The following is a 16,123-nucleotide window of genomic DNA, read 5'->3' on the forward strand; positions in this document are numbered from 1 at the left end:
CCGCGGGCGATGCGGCAGGCCAGATGCACCGCCTCGGTGCCGGTGGTGACGAAGGTCACCCGCGTCACCCGCTCGCCGCCGATGCGCGCCAGCGCCTCGCCGGCGGCCTCCTCGCGGTCGTTGCGGAAACCCGGCATCGAGCCGCCTTCGAGCGCGCGGATGCAGGCCTCGTTGACGACCGGATGCGCATGGCCGACCAGATTGGCGCCCATCGCCATGCCATAATCGACAAAGCTGCGGCCGCCGGCATCGAAAAGCCGCGCGCCCTTGCTGCGGGCGACGATGAAGGCCTCGCCGTCGACATCGGGCAGGTTGCGCGGCTGGCTGGAGATACCGAGCGGCACGGTCAGGGCAGTCATGGGACAATACTCCGTCTTCCCGCCCGGCGCGCCGTGCCGGAGGGCACGGGCCGGGGCAGGGTCTTTGTCACGGGAAGGAAAGAAGGGAAGGGAGGGGAAGGAAAGGGATGCGGGCCGGGTCGTCCGCGTCAGAAGCCGAACAGTTTCGGCAGCCATTCCGTCGTTGCCGGCACGAAAGCGACGATCAGAAGGCAGATGTTGCTGGTGATGAAGAACGGCCAGAGTCTTCGGGTCACCTCTCTGACGCCGATCCGGGCGACATTGCAGACGACGAAGATGTTGGTGCCGACCGGCGGCGTGAACAGGCCGATGCCGCCGGAGATGACGAAGATGAGGCCGAGCTGATAGGGCGTGAGCCCGGCCGCGAGGCCGATCGGGTGCACGATGGGCGCCAGAATGATGAGCGTGGGGCCGAGATCGGCCCAGGTGCCGACGAAGGTCAGCAGCAGGATGATCAGCAGCACCGTCACCACCGGACCGGCTCCGCTTTCCGCCAGCAGGCCCGCCGTCCACGACGGCACTTCCTCCACCGTCAGCACCCACGAGAACGGCGTGGAAACGGCCATGATGATCATGATGGCGCCGGTCATCTTCAGCGCCTCCTCGCCCACCTTCCACAGCGAGGCCCATGTGATCTCGCGGTAGACCAGCCCGCCAACCAGCAGCGCCCAGATGACGGCCACGAATGCGGCCTCGGTGGGCGTGGCGAGACCCGACAGCATCGAGCCCAGCACCACCACCGGCATCATCACGGCCGGCGAGGCGCGCAGCAGGTGCAGGCTGAAGGAGCGGACGCTGGGCTTATTCTCCGATTTCGGAAAGCCCTCGCGCACGCCGATCCACCAGGCTGTGATCATGAAGGTGACCGACAGCATGATGCCGGGGATGATGCCGGCGGCGAACAGTCCGCCGATGGAGGTGCCGGTGATGACGCCGTACATGATCATCACCACGCTCGGCGGAATGATGATGCCGAGCGTGCCGGCGGCGGCGGTGACGGCGGCGGCGAACGCGGCGGGATAGCCGCGCTTGACCATGGCGGGGATCATGATGGAGCCGACGGCGCCGGTGTCGGCGGTGGCCGAGCCGGTGATGCCGCCATAGACCATGCAGGTTGCGACGTTGACGACGCCGAGCCCGCCGCGGATCCAGCCCAGCAGGTCGTCTGCAAGGTCGATGATGCGCTTTGTCAGGCCGCCTTCGTTCATGATGCCGCCGGCCACCAGAAACAGCGGAATGGCGGCGAGCGAGATGGAGTTGGCCCCGCCGAACACCTGCTGGGCGAACCACGCCGGCGGCAGCGGCACCAGACCGCTGAGGATGACGGCGAGGGTGGAGATGGCGATCGACCAGGCGACCGGAACGCCGGAATAGAGCGTGACGGCGAACACGCCGAACAGCACGATGAGGGTCATGACGCGGTCACCGGAGAAGGCGCGCAAGCCGCAGCAGCGCGATGAGGCCAAGGCCCACGCCCATGACCAGAATGACGGCCTGCATGGTCCACGAGGGGGCGCGCATGACGGGGGTGGGCATGAAGGCGGTGCGCTCCAGCATCGACCAGCCGCTGTGAACCATCATGCCGGCCACGATCAGCAGCACGACGGCATGCAGAATGTGTTTCACCGGCCCGCGGTCGCCGTTCATGCCGTCGATGGAGACGTTCTCGCCGTCGAGCTCGGAAATGATGGTTCCGATGGCGGTAATCCACAGAAACATCATGGCCACCAGTTCGAACGACCATGTGACCCCGCCGACGTGGAAATAGCGGCCCACGGCGCCGAGGCCGGTGGCGATGACGAGAACCGCCACCGCCGCCACCCCGAGAATGCGCAGGCCGATGTGGGCGGCCCGCCCGAGGCGGGCCAGCGGATGCCGGCTCATGCCTTTTGGGCCGCGGCACGGACGCTGCTGACGAGCGCGGCGCCGTATTCCTTCGAGAAGGTCTCGTAGACCGGCCCGACCATGGCCTTGAAGGGGGCGGTATCGACCTGATTGATCTTCAGACCCTTCTCGCCGAGCGTGGCGATGAGGCTGGCATAGACGTTGCCGATCTCGCCGCGATACCAGGCCTGCGTGCTGGCGGCGGCCCGGGTCACCGCGGCGCGGTCGGCCGGCGACAGCCCGTCCAGCTTCGCCTTGTTGGCGTACCAGTAATTGGCGGTCCAGATGTAGTTGGAGAGGGACAGGAACTTCTGCACCTCGAACCACTTGGCGTCGTAGAAGTCGCGCAGCTCCGGTTCCGCCCCGTCGACCACGCCGCTCTGCAGCGACGTGTAGACCTCGCCGTAGGGGATGGCCTGCGGCAGCGCGCCCAGCACCTTCACCGTCTCGATGATGACCGGGATCGGCGGGCAGCGCATCTTGAGGCCGGCCATGTCGGCGGGCGCGGCAATGGGGTGGCGGTTGTTGGTGAAGCTGCGGAAGCCGGAATCGAGGAAACCGAGGATCTCGTAGCCGCGCGGCGGGGCCATGGCCTTCAGCTCGGCGCCGACCGGGCCGTCGAGCACGGCGTGGACCTGCGTGAAGCTGTCGAACAGGAACGGCAGCGACACCACGTTGAGGCGCGGGTCGATGGCATCCACCACGCCGCCGAGGCCCATGTCGATGGAGCCGTCGCCGACCGCCTCGCTGATGGGACCTTCGTCGCCCAGAAGACCGTTGGCGAACAGCGAGATGCGGACGCTGCCGCCGGTCTCCTTCTCCACCTCGGCCTTGAAGCGCAGCAGCGCCTTCTGGATGAGGCTTTCTTCCGGCGAGGCGTGGGCAACCTTCAGCGTGGTGGCGGCGTTGGCGCGGCCGGTGATGGCAAAGGCGGATACCGCGGCCGCACCCGCGATGAACTGGCGGCGATCGAGACGCATGAAGTTCTCCAGAAGGCTAGAGCCGTTTTTTTATCGCCAGTCGCGGCCGCCCGCCCGTGCCGGTCCGTCATCGCCAACCGGCCGCGGGGCGGCCATGTGTCGCCTGTCCGGCGCGCGGCAGGGCGCGGGCCGGGGAAAGGCGGCAGCGGATCGGTCTCTGACGTGCCATGGTCCGGGCCGGACGCGCCGTCGCGGAAACACCCTTCCGCCGCGGTCTGTCCGTGTGCCTCGCTGGCATGGACTTAGTGTGCAGATGCGAAGGGGGCGGCGTCAATCGCTGAGCCGGCAAGGCGGCCGAACAAGATTTTATCGCGCCATCAGCCGCATTTATCCGCGCCTGCCGCCGGCCAGTCGCGGCAGGCCGGCGGCTTCCGGCTGGCCGAATTCGCGGCGCAGGAAGCTCGCCACCTTGCGCGCCGCCAGCCGCTCGCTGCGCCCCAGCAGCACCGCCAGCCGCAGCGGCGGCAGGGCGGGCAGTCCGTCTGCCGTGCCCAGCCGGCGCCAGCCGGCGGGGACCGCGCGCTGCGGCAGAACGGTGAGCATGGCCCCGGAGGCGACGGCCAGCCGGATGCCGGCAACATGGGATGAAGAATAGACCAGCCGCCAGGGCCGGCCGGCGGCTTCCAGCGCCGCGCAGATGCGCGGGCGGGCGGTGCAGTCTTCCGAAAACAGCGCCAGCCGCAGGCAGTCCTCCGTCTCCGGCGTGCCGTTGGGGCCGGTGCACCACACCTGCGGTTCCTCGCACAGCCGCTCGCCCGGCTCGTCGTCGGCAAACTGCGTCACAACGGCCACGTCGAGATCGCCGTTCTGCACCATGACGCGCAGCTTGCGCGAGAAATCGCAGGTCAGGTCGAGGCAGATGTTGCGGTTCTGCGGGCTGAAGCCGTGCAGCAGCGCATTGCCGAAGGTGTCGATGAAATCGTCCGGCATGCCGAGGCGCACGCGGCTTTCGGCAACGCGGTCCATCAGCGCCGACAGCGCTTCGGCCTCGGTCGCCTGAATGCGCCGGGCGTAACCCAGCAGGCAGTCGCCGGCCGCGGTGGGCGTGACCTTGCGCGGCGTGCGGTCGAACAGCCGGCGGCCGAGCTTCTCCTCAAGCCGGGCCACCGCCATGCTGACGGCAGCCTGCGTTTTGCCGAGGTGTTCGGCCGCCGCGGTGAAACTGCCAAAGTCCGCCACCGCGACGATGGCCGCCAGCGCATCGCTGTCGAGATGCCGCATTGCTCCGCCTCCGTGCTGCGAGACGGTCAGCCTATACAGGCCCGCCCCGCCGGCTGAAGGCCGAATTTTCAGCTTTGGCTGCACATTTGCATCAATTGCAGGCATGCAGCAAATGCGGGCAACCGCAGGCCTCCACGGCGCCGGCAGGGTCGCGCACCGCGGGTGCCGGGCGGCCGGCCGCCAGCCCCGGACGGGTGCAAGATGGGGGGGGCGGACGGGCGGCGGGCTTGTGTCATCGGCCCCTTGTGCCGGGGGCCGCTGGCGCTGGCCGGCTCGTCCGGCGGGAGCGCTCAGGGTGTCGGCGGGTTCCGTTCACTCCGGCCGCCGGCGGCCTTTGCCAGCCAGCCGAGCCCGGCGCGCGTCTGTGTTGCGGGGATGTATTCGCAGCCCACCCAGCCGCGATAACCCAGCGCATCGAGGGCTTCGAAAAGACGGAAATCGTCGAGTTCGCCGGTGCCCGGCTCGTGACGGTGCGGCACGGCGGCGATCTGCACATGGCCGGTCAGCGGCAGCAGCGCTTCAAGGCCCGTCAGCACGTCGCCGTGCAGGATCTGGCGGTGGTAGATGTCGAACTGCAGGCGCACGTTCGGCCGCCCGCAGCCGGCGATGATATCCGCGGCGCGGTTGAAGTCGTTGAGGAAATAACCCGGCATGTTGCGCCCGTTGATGGGTTCTATCAGAAGATCCAGCCCGGCCTCGCCCGCCTTGTCGGCCGCAAGGCACAGCGCTTCGCGATAGCGCGCGGCGGCGGCGGCATCGGCCGGGTCGGCGAGGCCGGCCATCATGTGCACGCGCGCCGCGCCGGTGGCGGCGGCATAGAGCAGCGCCTTGTCGACGCTGGCGCTGAACACCGCGTCCGCCCCGTGCAGTGCCGCAAGGCCGCGCGCGCCGCCTGCCCAGTCGCCCGCCGGCAGGTTGAAAAGCGCCAGCGTGAGGCCGTTCTGCGCCAGCTTTTCCGCAATCAGGGCCGGCGGATAATCATAGGGAAAGAGAAACTCCACCGCCGTGAAGCCGCAGTCGGCTGCGGCCGCGAAGCGGTCGGGAAAGGCGTGCTCCCCGAACATCATCGTGAGGTTGGCGGCAAAGCGGGGCATCGGCGGGTCCTCGGGTGGCTTTCCGGCGGTCGGCACGCGCGGCCGCGGGGTGTATGACAGCGCTGTCACAAGGCTATTGCATCTTCATCCCGCTCTGCAATAGGTTTGCGACAGCGCTGTCACACGGCGCCTTCGCAGCATCGTTGCCGGCCTCGTGGCGGCAGCGGGCAGAACCGGAACAGGCGGGCAGCATGGCATCAGACCCGGACGATCCCGGCCGGCCGGCGCCGCGCGGCGCACCGCTGCTGGCCGATGTGGCGCGGCTGGCCGGGGTGAGCGAGATCACCGCCTCGCGCGTTGTGCGCGGCACCGGACGGGTGTCTGCGGCGACGCGGGCGCGGGTGATGGCGGCGGTGGAAGCGGTTGGCTATGTGCCCAACCGGCTGGCCGGGGCGCTGGCCTCGTCCGGCTCGATGCTGGTGGGCGTGGTGCTGCCGTCGCTCGCCAACATCGTGTTTGCGGAGGTGCTGCGCGGCATCCACGCCGGGCTTGCCGGCAGCGGCTTTCAGCCGGTGGTCGGCGTCAGCGATTACGATCCGGCGGCGGAGGAAAGCGTGGTGCGGGCGATGATGGCCTGGCAGCCGCGGGCCATGATCGTGGCCGGGTTCGAGCACACCGCGCCGGCCCGCGATCTGCTGGCCGCCGGCGGGCTGCGGGTGGCGGAGATCATGGATATCGACACCGCCCCGCTGGACGTGGCGGTTGGCCTTTCCCACGACCGCGCCGGGGCGGCGACGGCGCAGCATCTGCTGGCGAAGGGGTATCGCCGGTTCGGCTATGTCGGCCATGACTGGGCGCGCGACGTGCGCGCCCGGCACCGCTTCGAGGGGGCGCGGCGGGTGCTGGCTGCGCAGGGGCTGGATTTCGTCGCCGTGCGCCGGGCGGAAGGCCCGAGCACGGTGCAGGCCGGCCGCGCCATGCTGGCGGCGCTGCTGGCGGGCGGCGGAGAACCCGACGTGGTGATGTTCTCCAACGACGACATGGCCGTCGGCGGCGTCTTCCACTGCATGGCCGCGGGGCTGGAGCCCGGCCGCGATCTGGGCCTGTTCGGCTTCAACGGGCTGGAGATCGGCGATGCGCTGCCGCGGCGGCTTTCGACCGTGCGCTCCAACCGCTTCCTCATCGGCCGCAGCGCCGCGGAGGCCATCATCGCCGCGCCGCGCAGGCCGGCCGCGGTGCAGGTGATCGATACCGGGTTTACCATCGAACCCGGCGAGACGGCCTGAGTCCGAACGGACATCGGGACCGATAACAACAGACTGTCCGGGAGAAACGCTCATGCTGCTCGGTGCGATCGCCGACGATCTGACCGGCGCCTCCGATCTGGCGCTGACGCTGGCCCGCGGGGGGCTGAAGACCGTGCAGACGGTCGGCACCCCGCCGCCGAATTTCGATCCCGGCGCGGCCGAGGCCGTCGTCATTTCGCTGAAGTCGCGCACCATTCCGGCGGCCGAGGCGGTGGCGCTGTCGCTGGAGGCGGCGCGCTGGCTTGAGGCCGCCGGGGCGCGGCAGATCGTCTTCAAATATTGCTCCACGTTCGATTCCACGCCCGCCGGCAACATCGGCCCGGTCATGGAGGCGCTGGCGGCGCATCTGGGGGCGGGGCTGACGCTGGCCTGTCCGGCCTTTCCCGCCAACGGCCGCACGGTTTATCGCGGGCATCTCTTCGTGGGCGATCAGTTGTTGTCGGAAAGTCCCATGAAAGATCACCCGCTGACGCCGATGCGCGATGCCGATCTGGTGCGGGTTCTGGGTGCGCAGACCCGTCTGGCGGTGGGGCTGGTGGGGTATGACGTGGTGGCGGCAGGGCCGGAGGCCGTCCGGCAGGCTTTCGGCGCGGCGGCGGACGCGGGTCTCGGCGCGGTGATCGTGGATGCGGTGTGCGACGACGACCTGCGCACGATTGCCGTTGCCGCGCGCGACATGCGCCTCATCACCGGCGGTTCCGGCATCGCGCTCGGCCTGCCGGAGAATTTCCGCCGCGCCGGGCTGGCCGCGGCGGCCGTCCCGCCCGCCACACTGGCCGCTCCGCCCGGCCGGGCGGCCATTCTGGCCGGCTCGTGTTCGGCGGCGACGCGGCGGCAGATCGGCGAGGCGATTGCCGCCGGCACCCCGGCCTTCCGCATCGATCCCCTGCAGGTGGCGGACGGCACGCAGACGGCCGACGACATCATCGCCTTCGTCACGACCGTGGCAGACGGGCTGCCGCCGCTGGTCTATGCCAGCGCGGCGCCGGAGGCGGTTGCCGCGGTGCAGGCCCGGCTGGGACGGGAAGCGGCGGGGGCGCTGGTCGAGACCCTACTGGCCGATGTCGCCCGCCGCCTCGTTGCGCTCGGCTTCTCGCGGCTGCTGGTGGCGGGCGGCGAAACATCGGGCGCGGTCGTGGGCGCGCTCGGGCTGAGGGCCTTTGCGATCGGCCCGGAAATCGATCCCGGTGTGCCGTGGATGGCCGCCAGAGGCGGCGGCCGGCCGCTGGCGGTGGCGCTGAAATCGGGCAATTTCGGTGCGCCGGATTTCTTCCTCAAGGCGTGGGGTCTGCTGTCATGACGGGTGTGCTTTCCGAGGAAACGCGGGCGCGCGATGCCATCGCGGCGGTCGGGGCATCGCTGTTTGCCCGCGCGCTCACCTTCGGCTCCACCGGCAACATCAGCGTGCGCCTTTCCGACGGCAGCTTTCTGATGACGCCCACCAATGTCAGTCTGGGCGGGCTCGATCCGGCGCGGCTGTCGCATCTGTCGCCGCAGGGCGCGCATCGGAGCGGCGACCGGCCCACCAAGGAAGCGTTCCTGCATCGCTGCATGTATTGCGCGCGCGGCGAGGCGGGGGCGGTGGTGCATCTGCACTCCACCCATGCGGTGGCCGTCAGCGTGCTGGCGGATGTGGACCCGGAGGACGTGCTGCCGCCCATCACCGCCTATTATGTGATGCGCGTCGGCCGGCTGCCGCTGGTGCCTTATTTTCCGCCCGGCGACGAGCGGCTGGCCGGGGCGGTGGCGGCGCACGCCGGGGCGCACCACGCGCTGTTGCTGGCCAACCACGGCCCGGTGGTGGCCGGCCGCACGCTGGCGGAGGCACAATATGCCGCCGAAGAGCTTGAGGAGACCGCGAAGCTGTTTCTGCTGCTCCACGGCCGGCGCATCCGCACGCTGACCTGCGCGCAGGCGGAGGCCCTGAAAGCCCCCTGACCGCGGGCCGGGCGGCAGCGGAAGTGCGCCGGCTGCGGCCGAAGCGGGCGGGCCGGAAATCGGCCGTGCCCGGCTGTCAGACGGGCCCGACCGTCAGCCGCGCCCGACCAGCGGCATGGCGGTGGCCATGATCGTCATCTGCAGCACATTGGCCTCCGGCGGCAGGCCGGCCATGTAGAGCACGCCGTCGACGACGTGCTTCACGTCAAAGGTCGGTTCCACGCGGATGGAGAGATCGGGCTGCAGCACGCCGTGCTTCATGCCGGCGGCCATCGGCGTTTCGGTGTTGCCGATGTCGATCTGGCCGCAGGCGATGTTGTATTTGCGCCCGTCCAGCGCGGTCGACCGGGTGAGGCCCAGAACGGCATGCTTGGAGGCGGCATAGGGTGTCGAGTTCGGCCGCGGCATGGCGGAGGACACCGAGCCGTTGTTGATGATGCGCCCGCCCATCGGGTCCTGTGCCTTCATCACCCGGAAAGCCGCCTGCGTGCACAGGAAGACGCCGGTGACGTTGGTGTCCATCACCGTCTTCCACTGGGCGAGGGTGAGGTCTTCCATGTTGATCGCCGGGGCGATGGCGCCGGCATTGTTGAAGAGCACGTCGAGCCGGCCATAGTGCTGCTGCACGGCTGCGAACAGTGCAGCAACGGAATCGGGATCCGTCACGTCGGCCGTCACTGCCAGTCCGTTGCCGCCGGCCTCGGCGAGAAGGGATTCCAGCGGGGCGGCCCGCCGGCCTGTGACCGCCAGCCGGTAGCCGGCAGCAGCCAGCCCGAGCGCGACCGCGCGGCCGATGCCGGTGCCGGCGCCGGTGACGAGAACGACCCGGCCGTTGCCGGGCTGGCCGGCGCGGGCATCTTCGAGGGTGGACATGGGTACGGTCCTGAGCGTGATCCGGCTCCGCCAGAGCGCGCGAGCCAGGGAGAGACAGGGAGAGACAGGAAAAAGCGGCGGCCCTCCGCAGGGCGGGAAGGCCGCCGGGCAGGGAGCGGGGATCAGGCGGCGATGCGGCCGCCGAGTTCGTCGTCGATGTGGGCGCGGATGATCTCGTCAAAGCTGGTTTCGGCGCTGAAGCCCAGCGCCAGCGCCCGGCTGGCATCGAAATCGCGCGGCCAGCCGGCCACGATGGCGGCAATGGCGGCATCCGGCTGCGGGCGGATGAGGCGGGCGATGCGTTCGCCGGCAACCCGCTTCAGCGCCTCGATCTCTTCTGCAACGGTGGCCGAGAGGCCGGGCATGCTGAGGTTGCGGCGCGGCCCCACGGCGGCAAGATCAAGCGTCGCGGCGTGGATGAGAAAGCCCACCGCCGCGCGCGGGCTGGCGAACCAGTGGCGCACCTCGCCGGAGACCGGCAGCACCGCCTCCTCGCCGTTGAGGGGCTCGCGCAGGATGTTGGAGAAGAAGCCGGAGGCCGCCTTGTTGGGCCGGCCCGGCCGCACGCAGATGGTGGGCAGGCGGATGCCGATGCCATCGAAAATGCCGCGGCGCGAATAATCCGACAGCAGCAGCTCGCCGATGGCCTTCTGGGTGCCGTAGCTGGTGAGCGGCGTCAGCAGGAACTCGTCGCCGATGCGCTCCGGGAACGGCGCGCCGAACACCGCGATGGACGAGGTGAACACCACCCGCGGCCGGTAAGGGGCGGCAAGGCCGGCGATGCGGATCGCCTCGAACAGGCCACGGGTGCCATCGAGGTTGATGCGGTAGCCCTTCTCGAAATCGGCCTCCGCCTCGCCGGAGACGATGGCGGCGAGGTGGAAGATCACGTCCGGCCGCGCGCCGGTCAGCATGGCGGCGGTCTCCGGCGCGGCGAGGTCGACGGTGAGAACCGTGGTGCGGCCGCCGAAGCCGGCCGGGCGCGGGGCCGGCACCACGTCGGCCAGCGTCAGCGCGGTGATCGCCCTGTCATCGAGATGGCCGTCGGCGACGAGGCGACGGGTCAGCTTCTGACCGACCATGCCGGCCGCGCCGATGATGAGAACATGCATGGGATGTTTCCTCGAAAAGTCAGGGTCTCAGGAGAAGCGCACGCGGGCGATGGCATAAGGGCCGAGGGCGAGTGTGCCGTGGCTGCGCGGCTGTGTCAGGGTTTCGATAGCGCCGGCATCGCGGGCGGCGGCCGCGAAGGCGGCGTCGTCGAGCACCGCCACGTCGGCGACCGGGCCCTCGATTGCGACCTGTGCCGGGCTGCCGCGGCGGTTGGCGAGCCACAGCACGCGCCGGCCGCCGGCTTCGGCCGCGATGGCCTCGATGAAATCGGGGACGGAAACGGCAAGGCGGGGAGCACCCTGCAGGGCGGCCAGCCCCTTCAGCACATGGAACATGGGGAAGAACCCGCCGCCGGCCTCGTCGAACCACGGCTGCGGCCAGTCCTGCGGGGTGTGCAGCAGGCCGAACGGCCCGGTGGCGCCGCCCAGTACGACGCTTTCTGCCCCGCCGGCGGCGAAGCGGGCGAAGAAGCCCAGCGCCCACGCCGCCCCCAGCAGGCCGCGGTGGCGCGGATCGTTGCGGTTCATGGCCTGCCGGATGTTGTGCGGGTTGGGCATCGGCGCCGCGCCATAGGGGTTGGCCCGCATGCCGATGGCGCCGGGGCCGACGCTGAACGGCCGCCCGCCGGCAATCGCGCGCGTGCTCGCCGCCATGGCCGGCAGGGATTCCAGCCCTTCCAGAATGGAGTGATCGTCGCCGGCGTGCAGCGTTGCCGTGGTGGTGTAGCTCACCAGATCGGGGGCTTCGGCCGGCGGGCGTTTGCGGTTCAGCTCGGTGAAGTAGCTGAACATGCCGCCGCCGGGCCGGGCCGGGGCGAAGGCGGCGCGCGCAGCCGCGAAGAACGCGGCCGGCGGCGGCGCCGGCGGCCAGGGGCTGCCCGGCAGCGTGCATTTCAGGTCTGCCGCCGGCGAGACCAGCACGGTTGCGAACGGCGACCCGAGGGCGGCGACCGTGCGGCCCAGCGCGGCGATCTCGGCCGCATAGTCCCCGACCGAGGCGATGACGGCTTCCAGCCACGGTTCGGCGCCGAGGCCGCGGGCGGTTTCGGCCAGCTGCCGCAGCGTCTCGCCGTCATGGCCGCGCCGGGGATCGTAGTGGCAGGTGACGATGCCGGCGCCGACCCCCGCCAGAGCGGCACTGTGGGCCTGCGTGGCCGCGCAGTCATCGGGATCGAGGCCGAGGCCGAGGCGCGGCACGGTGCCTTCCGCCGCCCCGGTGGCGATGCGCGCCGGCCCGGCAGCGGCCGCGGCCGGTGCGCTGCCGGTCACCTGCAGCGTCACCGTCTGGGCGAGCCGCTCGCCGGCGGCGATGGTGTAAGGCCACGGCCGGGCGAGGGGGCGCACATAGGTCTTGAACGAGGCGTCGGTCCAGTTGCGCTGGTCCTCCATCTCGAAGGCATCGCCCTCCATGCGGCAGGTCACCTTCAGCCCCGGAGCGGGGGCGTGGGTGAGGGCGCGCAGGTCCATCATCGGCTGAACCGGATCGATCAGCGCCGGAAAGGTGCCCTCCACCACCCGGCCGTCGGTGTGCTCGATGGTGACCGGGTGGCCGGCGACGTTTTCCAGCGCATGCAGCACCACGAAGCCGGTGCGGTTGGTGCAGAAATCTGTCTCCGCCCGGGCCGCGCCGGAAAAGCGCAGCCAGCCGTCTGCCGAAGCCTCGATGGTTGCCCGGCAGGCGAGCCGCTGTTCGCTGTCGGCGGCAACGGCGTCGTAGGCGATGCGGAAGCCGCGCTCCGTTTCCTCAAGAGCGAAATCGCTGATCTGCGGGTTGTAGGTGCCCCAGTTGCGGTCGCGCACGATGAAGGAGACGGCCCGGATGATCTCGATGCCGCCATAGCGGATGTGGCGCAGATTGCCGCCGTCCAGTTCGGCGGTCAGCCGGCCTGCGACGAGCCTGCGCGGCGGCGTCACCGGCTCGTCGGTGCCGAACAGGCGGATGGCAAGGGATGGGGCAGAAGCGGGGGAGGGGGTGCCGGCGGGCGCGTTCATCGCTCGATCCGGCTGGAAACCAGCCGCTCCGCCAGCAGGGCCACGATGATGATGGTGCCGATGGCCGAGCCCTGCCAGAACGGCGACACGCCCATCAGGTTGAGGCCGTTGCGGATCATCACCATGATGAACACGCCGATCAGCGTGCCGATCACCGAGCCGCGGCCGCCATAGAGGCTGGCCCCGCCGATGACGACGGCGGCGATGGTGTCGAGCTCCATGGAATTGCCCATCAGGGGATCGGCGGAAAGCAGCTGGCTGACCGAGAAGGTGATGGCCACCGCCGCCAGCGCGCCCGACAGCACATAGGGCAGCACCGAATAGAACAGCGTGCTGAGGCCGGCGGCGCGCGCGGCCTCGCGGTTGGAGCCCACCGCATAGATGGTGCGCCCGCCCTTGGTGTAGTTGAGATAGAGCCAGGCGACCGCATAGAGCGCGATCAGGAACAGCACGTTGGTGGGGATGCCGAGAACGGTGGTGTAGACGATCGACTGCATCGCCTCGGGAATGTCGGAAATCGCCGTCTGGCCGGAGAAGATGTAGGCGAGGCTGCGGGCGATCGCCATCATGCCGAGGGTGACGACGAACGGCGCCAGCCCGAACAGGCTGATGAGCAGGCCGGAGGCCAGCCCGATCAGCGCGCCGCAGCCGACGGCGATGACAATGGCCGGCACGATGGGCATGTGCTGCAGCGACAGGCCGAGAATGATGCCGGTGAGGCCGGCGACCGAGCCGACCGAAAGATCGATGCCGCCGGTGAGGATGACGAAGGTCATGCCCACCGCCACGATGCCGATCACCACCGACTGGTCCAGCATGTTGAAGATGTTGGACTGGGTAAGAAAATAGGGCGACAGCAGCGACAGGCAGCCGGCGATGACCACCGCCAGCAGCAGCATGCGCACCTCAAGCCGGCGGAAGAGCCGGCGCGCGCGCGCCGAAGGCGCCGTGGGGGCGAGAGTGGCGATTGCCATGGAAGAGGGCTCCTTCGCGGGGGTCACAGGGTGGCGGCCATGGTTGCGACGCGGGCGCGGATGGCCTCCGGCGCCGGCAGGTCGCCGTCGCGCGCAAGGCTGAGGCCGACCCAGCCGAGATCGTGGCCGCGGTGACTGGTGATGGGCATCATCAGGGTGCGGACCGGGCGGGCTTCGTCCGCATCCGTCACGAACGCGCCGTCGCGGCGGCGCAGCGCCTCGGGAATGCGGGTTTCGCCAAGGCGGCGGGCCTCGCCGGCACGGAAGCCGGGATCGGCCCCGCCGTCGCTCACCACGGCGTTGAGGCAGATGAGGCGGTCCTCCTCCATCAGCGCCCAGAAGCCGGCGCCGCCGAACTCCGCCGTCAGCGCGCCGAGCAGGGCGGTGTTGCGCGCCATGGAGGTGCGCGGCGCCGCCAGCAGCGTCAGCTTCTCCTCGTCCAGCATTGCCGCCGGAAGGTCGGCGACCGAGCGGCCATCGCTGATGACGACGATGCGGTCGGAAAGGCCGATGAGTTCCTCGAAATCCGACGACACCACCACCACGGCAACGCCGCGGGCGGCGATGGCGCGCAGCATGGCGTAGATGGAGGCCCGGGCGCCGATGTCGACGCCCTTGGTGGGTTCGTCGAGAATGAGCACCTTCGGGTCCAGCAGCAGCCAGCGCGCCATGATGATCTTCTGCTGCATGCCGCCGGAGAAATTCAGCATCGAGGCATCCAGCAGCCGGTCGGCCGGCAGGCCGAGTTCGGCGAGCAGTTCTTCCGCGCGCCGCTCGCGGGCGCGGTAGTTGCACAGGAAGCCCCGGTGGGCGCCGAGGTGGGCCAGCAGCAGGTTTTCCCGCACCGACAGGTCGGGCACGATGTTCTGCGTGCGCCGGTCCTCGGCCACGAACCCCATGCCGGCGCGGATGGCCGCCTGCGGCTTCATGGCGGGCAGCGGCCTGCCCATGAGGCTGACGCTGCCGCCGGCGCGCCGGCGCAGACCGAACACGGCTTCCACCGCCTCCGAGCGCCCGGCGCCGACAAGGCCGCCGAGGCCGACGATTTCGCCCTCCCGCACCTGCAGCGAGACATCGCGCACCAGCGGCGGCGCGGCGAGGTTCCGCACCTCCAGCGCCACGGCGCCGAAGCGGCCGGCGCCGCCGCCCTCCGTGCCGTTCCCGCCGTGATGCTCGTAGATGGCGCCGAGTTCGGCACCGACCATGGCGCGGATCAGCTCGCTCTGGCTCAGGCCCGCGGTTTCGCGCGCCGCCATCACGGTGCGGCCCTCGCGCATCACCGTGACGCGGTCGGTGAGGGAGAACACCTCTTCCAGCCGGTGGGAAACGAAGATGAGGCCGCGGCCGGAGGCGCGCAGCCGGCCCATGATGTCGAACAGCCGCTCCACCTCTCCGGGGCTGAGCGAGGCGCTCGGCTCGTCGAAGATGATGAGCCGCGCGCTGAGCGCCAGCGCCTTGGCGATTTCGACAAGCTGTTTCTGCGCGGACGAGAGGTGGCGCACCTCGATATCCAGCGGCAGGTTTTCGCCCTGTCCCAGTTCGTCGAGAATGGCCCGTGCCCTGGTCCGCAGGGCGGCGCGGTTCAGCCGGCCCGGACGGGCCAGTTCCGGCAGGAAGATGTTCTCCAGCACGCTCAGGTCGGGAACGAGGCTCGTCTCCTGCATCACGATGGCGATGCCGATGCGCAGGGCATCGCGCGTGCCGGAAAGGCGGATCGGCTCGCCGGCGAACTGCAGGGTGCCGCCGTCCACGGTGTAGTGGCCGGAAATGACCTTGGAGAGCGTGGACTTGCCCGCGCCGTTGGCGCCGAGCAGGCCGTGGATTTCGCCCGCCCTCAGCGCGAACGTGGCGCCGCTCAGGGCGCGTGTGCGGCCGAAGGTCTTGGAGATGCCGTTCGCCACCAGAAGCGGCGCGGCGTGTGCGGTGTCGGATGGCATTGCAGGAACACCCCATGGCCGGCCGGCGCGCTGCCGGGCAGGGCAGCGCGGGCCTGTTCAGAACGACGGGTCGGCAGGGCACCGGACCCGGCCGCCGCCCGCCCCGTTACGCGACGCTGGGCGCGGGGCGGCGGCCGGCGGGGCGCCTCAGACCTCGTTCGCGAACACGGTGAGGCGCACCGTGGGCAGTTCCTTCTCGATGTTCTCGCTGGTGACCGCGAGGATCGGCACCACGATTTCCTTTTCCGGCGTCTTGCCGGCCAGCACCTCTGCCATGGCCTCGCCGGCGCGCTCGCCCATCAGGTAGGGCTGCTGCATGCCGGAGACGACGAGTTCGCCCGATTTCAGCAGGTCCACGAACTCCGGCAGGCCGTCGAAGGCGGCCACCAGAACCTCGCCGTTGCGCCGGGCCGATTTGATGGCCCGCAGCGCGCCGATGGCCGGCTGGTCGGTCTGCACGAACAGGGCGCGCAGGCCGGGGTTGGCGGTCAGCATGTCCTGCGTGAACTTGA

The 16,123-nt window shown here is 70.3% G+C and carries 15 protein-coding genes; 3 read left to right on the forward strand and 12 right to left on the reverse strand.

Annotation, left to right across the window (positions count from 1 at the left end; translation table 11 throughout):
* The 6 genes from V7067_RS09050 to otnI form a co-directional block, all read right to left on the reverse strand.
* The coding region (locus V7067_RS09050) for an aminotransferase class III-fold pyridoxal phosphate-dependent enzyme (protein ID WP_334175569.1) at positions 1-359 on the reverse strand (359 nt) is incomplete at its 3' end.
* Between the two features lie 128 nt (positions 360-487).
* Entirely contained in the window at positions 488-1,774 is a 1,287-nt protein-coding gene (locus tag V7067_RS09055; RefSeq protein ID WP_334175570.1) for a TRAP transporter large permease subunit, read from the reverse strand.
* 7 nt (positions 1,775-1,781) lie between these two features.
* Positions 1,782-2,243, reverse strand: a complete 462-nt coding sequence (locus tag V7067_RS09060) for a TRAP transporter small permease subunit (protein WP_334175571.1) — start codon at positions 2,241-2,243, stop codon at positions 1,782-1,784.
* On the reverse strand, positions 2,240-3,223 hold the full coding sequence (locus V7067_RS09065) for a TRAP transporter substrate-binding protein (RefSeq protein WP_334175572.1): 984 nt from the start codon (positions 3,221-3,223) through the stop codon (positions 2,240-2,242). Before V7067_RS09065 ends, V7067_RS09060 begins: the two co-directional genes overlap by 4 nt.
* Before the next feature lie 327 nt (positions 3,224-3,550).
* Positions 3,551-4,444: a LysR family transcriptional regulator gene (locus tag V7067_RS09070; RefSeq protein WP_334175573.1), complete on the reverse strand. Its 894-nt coding sequence runs from the start codon at positions 4,442-4,444 to the stop codon at positions 3,551-3,553.
* 290 nt (positions 4,445-4,734) lie between these two features.
* Positions 4,735-5,538: a 2-oxo-tetronate isomerase gene (otnI, locus tag V7067_RS09075; protein ID WP_334175574.1), complete on the reverse strand. Its 804-nt coding sequence runs from the start codon at positions 5,536-5,538 to the stop codon at positions 4,735-4,737.
* Between the two features lie 191 nt (positions 5,539-5,729).
* Here otnI and V7067_RS09080 point away from each other — a divergent pair, with 191 nt between their 5' ends.
* Genes V7067_RS09080 through otnC form a run of 3 tightly spaced genes read left to right on the forward strand, consistent with a single transcriptional unit; the run spans position 5,730 to position 8,723 of the window.
* Positions 5,730-6,764, forward strand: a complete 1,035-nt coding sequence (locus V7067_RS09080; RefSeq protein WP_334175575.1) for a LacI family DNA-binding transcriptional regulator — start codon at positions 5,730-5,732, stop codon at positions 6,762-6,764.
* Between the two features lie 52 nt (positions 6,765-6,816).
* Entirely contained in the window at positions 6,817-8,085 is a 1,269-nt protein-coding gene (gene otnK / locus V7067_RS09085; RefSeq protein ID WP_334175576.1) for a 3-oxo-tetronate kinase, read from the forward strand.
* Positions 8,082-8,723, forward strand: a complete 642-nt coding sequence (otnC, locus tag V7067_RS09090; protein WP_334175577.1) for a 3-oxo-tetronate 4-phosphate decarboxylase — start codon at positions 8,082-8,084, stop codon at positions 8,721-8,723. The genes otnK and otnC overlap by 4 nt, the downstream gene beginning before the upstream one ends.
* Before the next feature lie 93 nt (positions 8,724-8,816).
* Here the strand turns inward: otnC and V7067_RS09095 are convergent, their stop codons facing one another.
* The 6 genes from V7067_RS09095 to V7067_RS09120 all read right to left on the reverse strand — a co-directional run.
* Entirely contained in the window at positions 8,817-9,596 is a 780-nt protein-coding gene (locus tag V7067_RS09095) for an SDR family oxidoreductase (protein ID WP_334175578.1), read from the reverse strand.
* Positions 9,597-9,718: 122 nt separating this feature from the next.
* Positions 9,719-10,708 (reverse strand): D-erythronate dehydrogenase, encoded by a 990-nt coding sequence (denD, locus tag V7067_RS09100; RefSeq protein WP_334175579.1) that lies wholly within the window; start codon positions 10,706-10,708, stop codon positions 9,719-9,721.
* A 27-nt stretch (positions 10,709-10,735) separates the two neighbouring features.
* On the reverse strand, positions 10,736-12,700 hold the full coding sequence (locus tag V7067_RS09105; RefSeq protein WP_334175580.1) for a hypothetical protein: 1,965 nt from the start codon (positions 12,698-12,700) through the stop codon (positions 10,736-10,738).
* A complete protein-coding gene (locus tag V7067_RS09110; protein ID WP_334175581.1) occupies positions 12,697-13,674 on the reverse strand; it encodes an ABC transporter permease in 978 nt (325 codons plus the stop codon). The genes V7067_RS09105 and V7067_RS09110 overlap by 4 nt, the downstream gene beginning before the upstream one ends.
* 23 nt (positions 13,675-13,697) lie before the next feature.
* Positions 13,698-15,611 (reverse strand): sugar ABC transporter ATP-binding protein, encoded by a 1,914-nt coding sequence (locus V7067_RS09115; protein WP_334175582.1) that lies wholly within the window; start codon positions 15,609-15,611, stop codon positions 13,698-13,700.
* 147 nt (positions 15,612-15,758) lie between these two features.
* A partial coding sequence (locus V7067_RS09120; RefSeq protein WP_334175583.1) for a substrate-binding domain-containing protein occupies positions 15,759-16,123 on the reverse strand: 365 nt, incomplete at its 5' end.

Origin of the sequence: Pseudoxanthobacter sp. (assembly GCF_036822375.1) — a bacterium.
GTDB lineage: Bacteria > Pseudomonadota > Alphaproteobacteria > Rhizobiales > Segnochrobactraceae > Pseudoxanthobacter.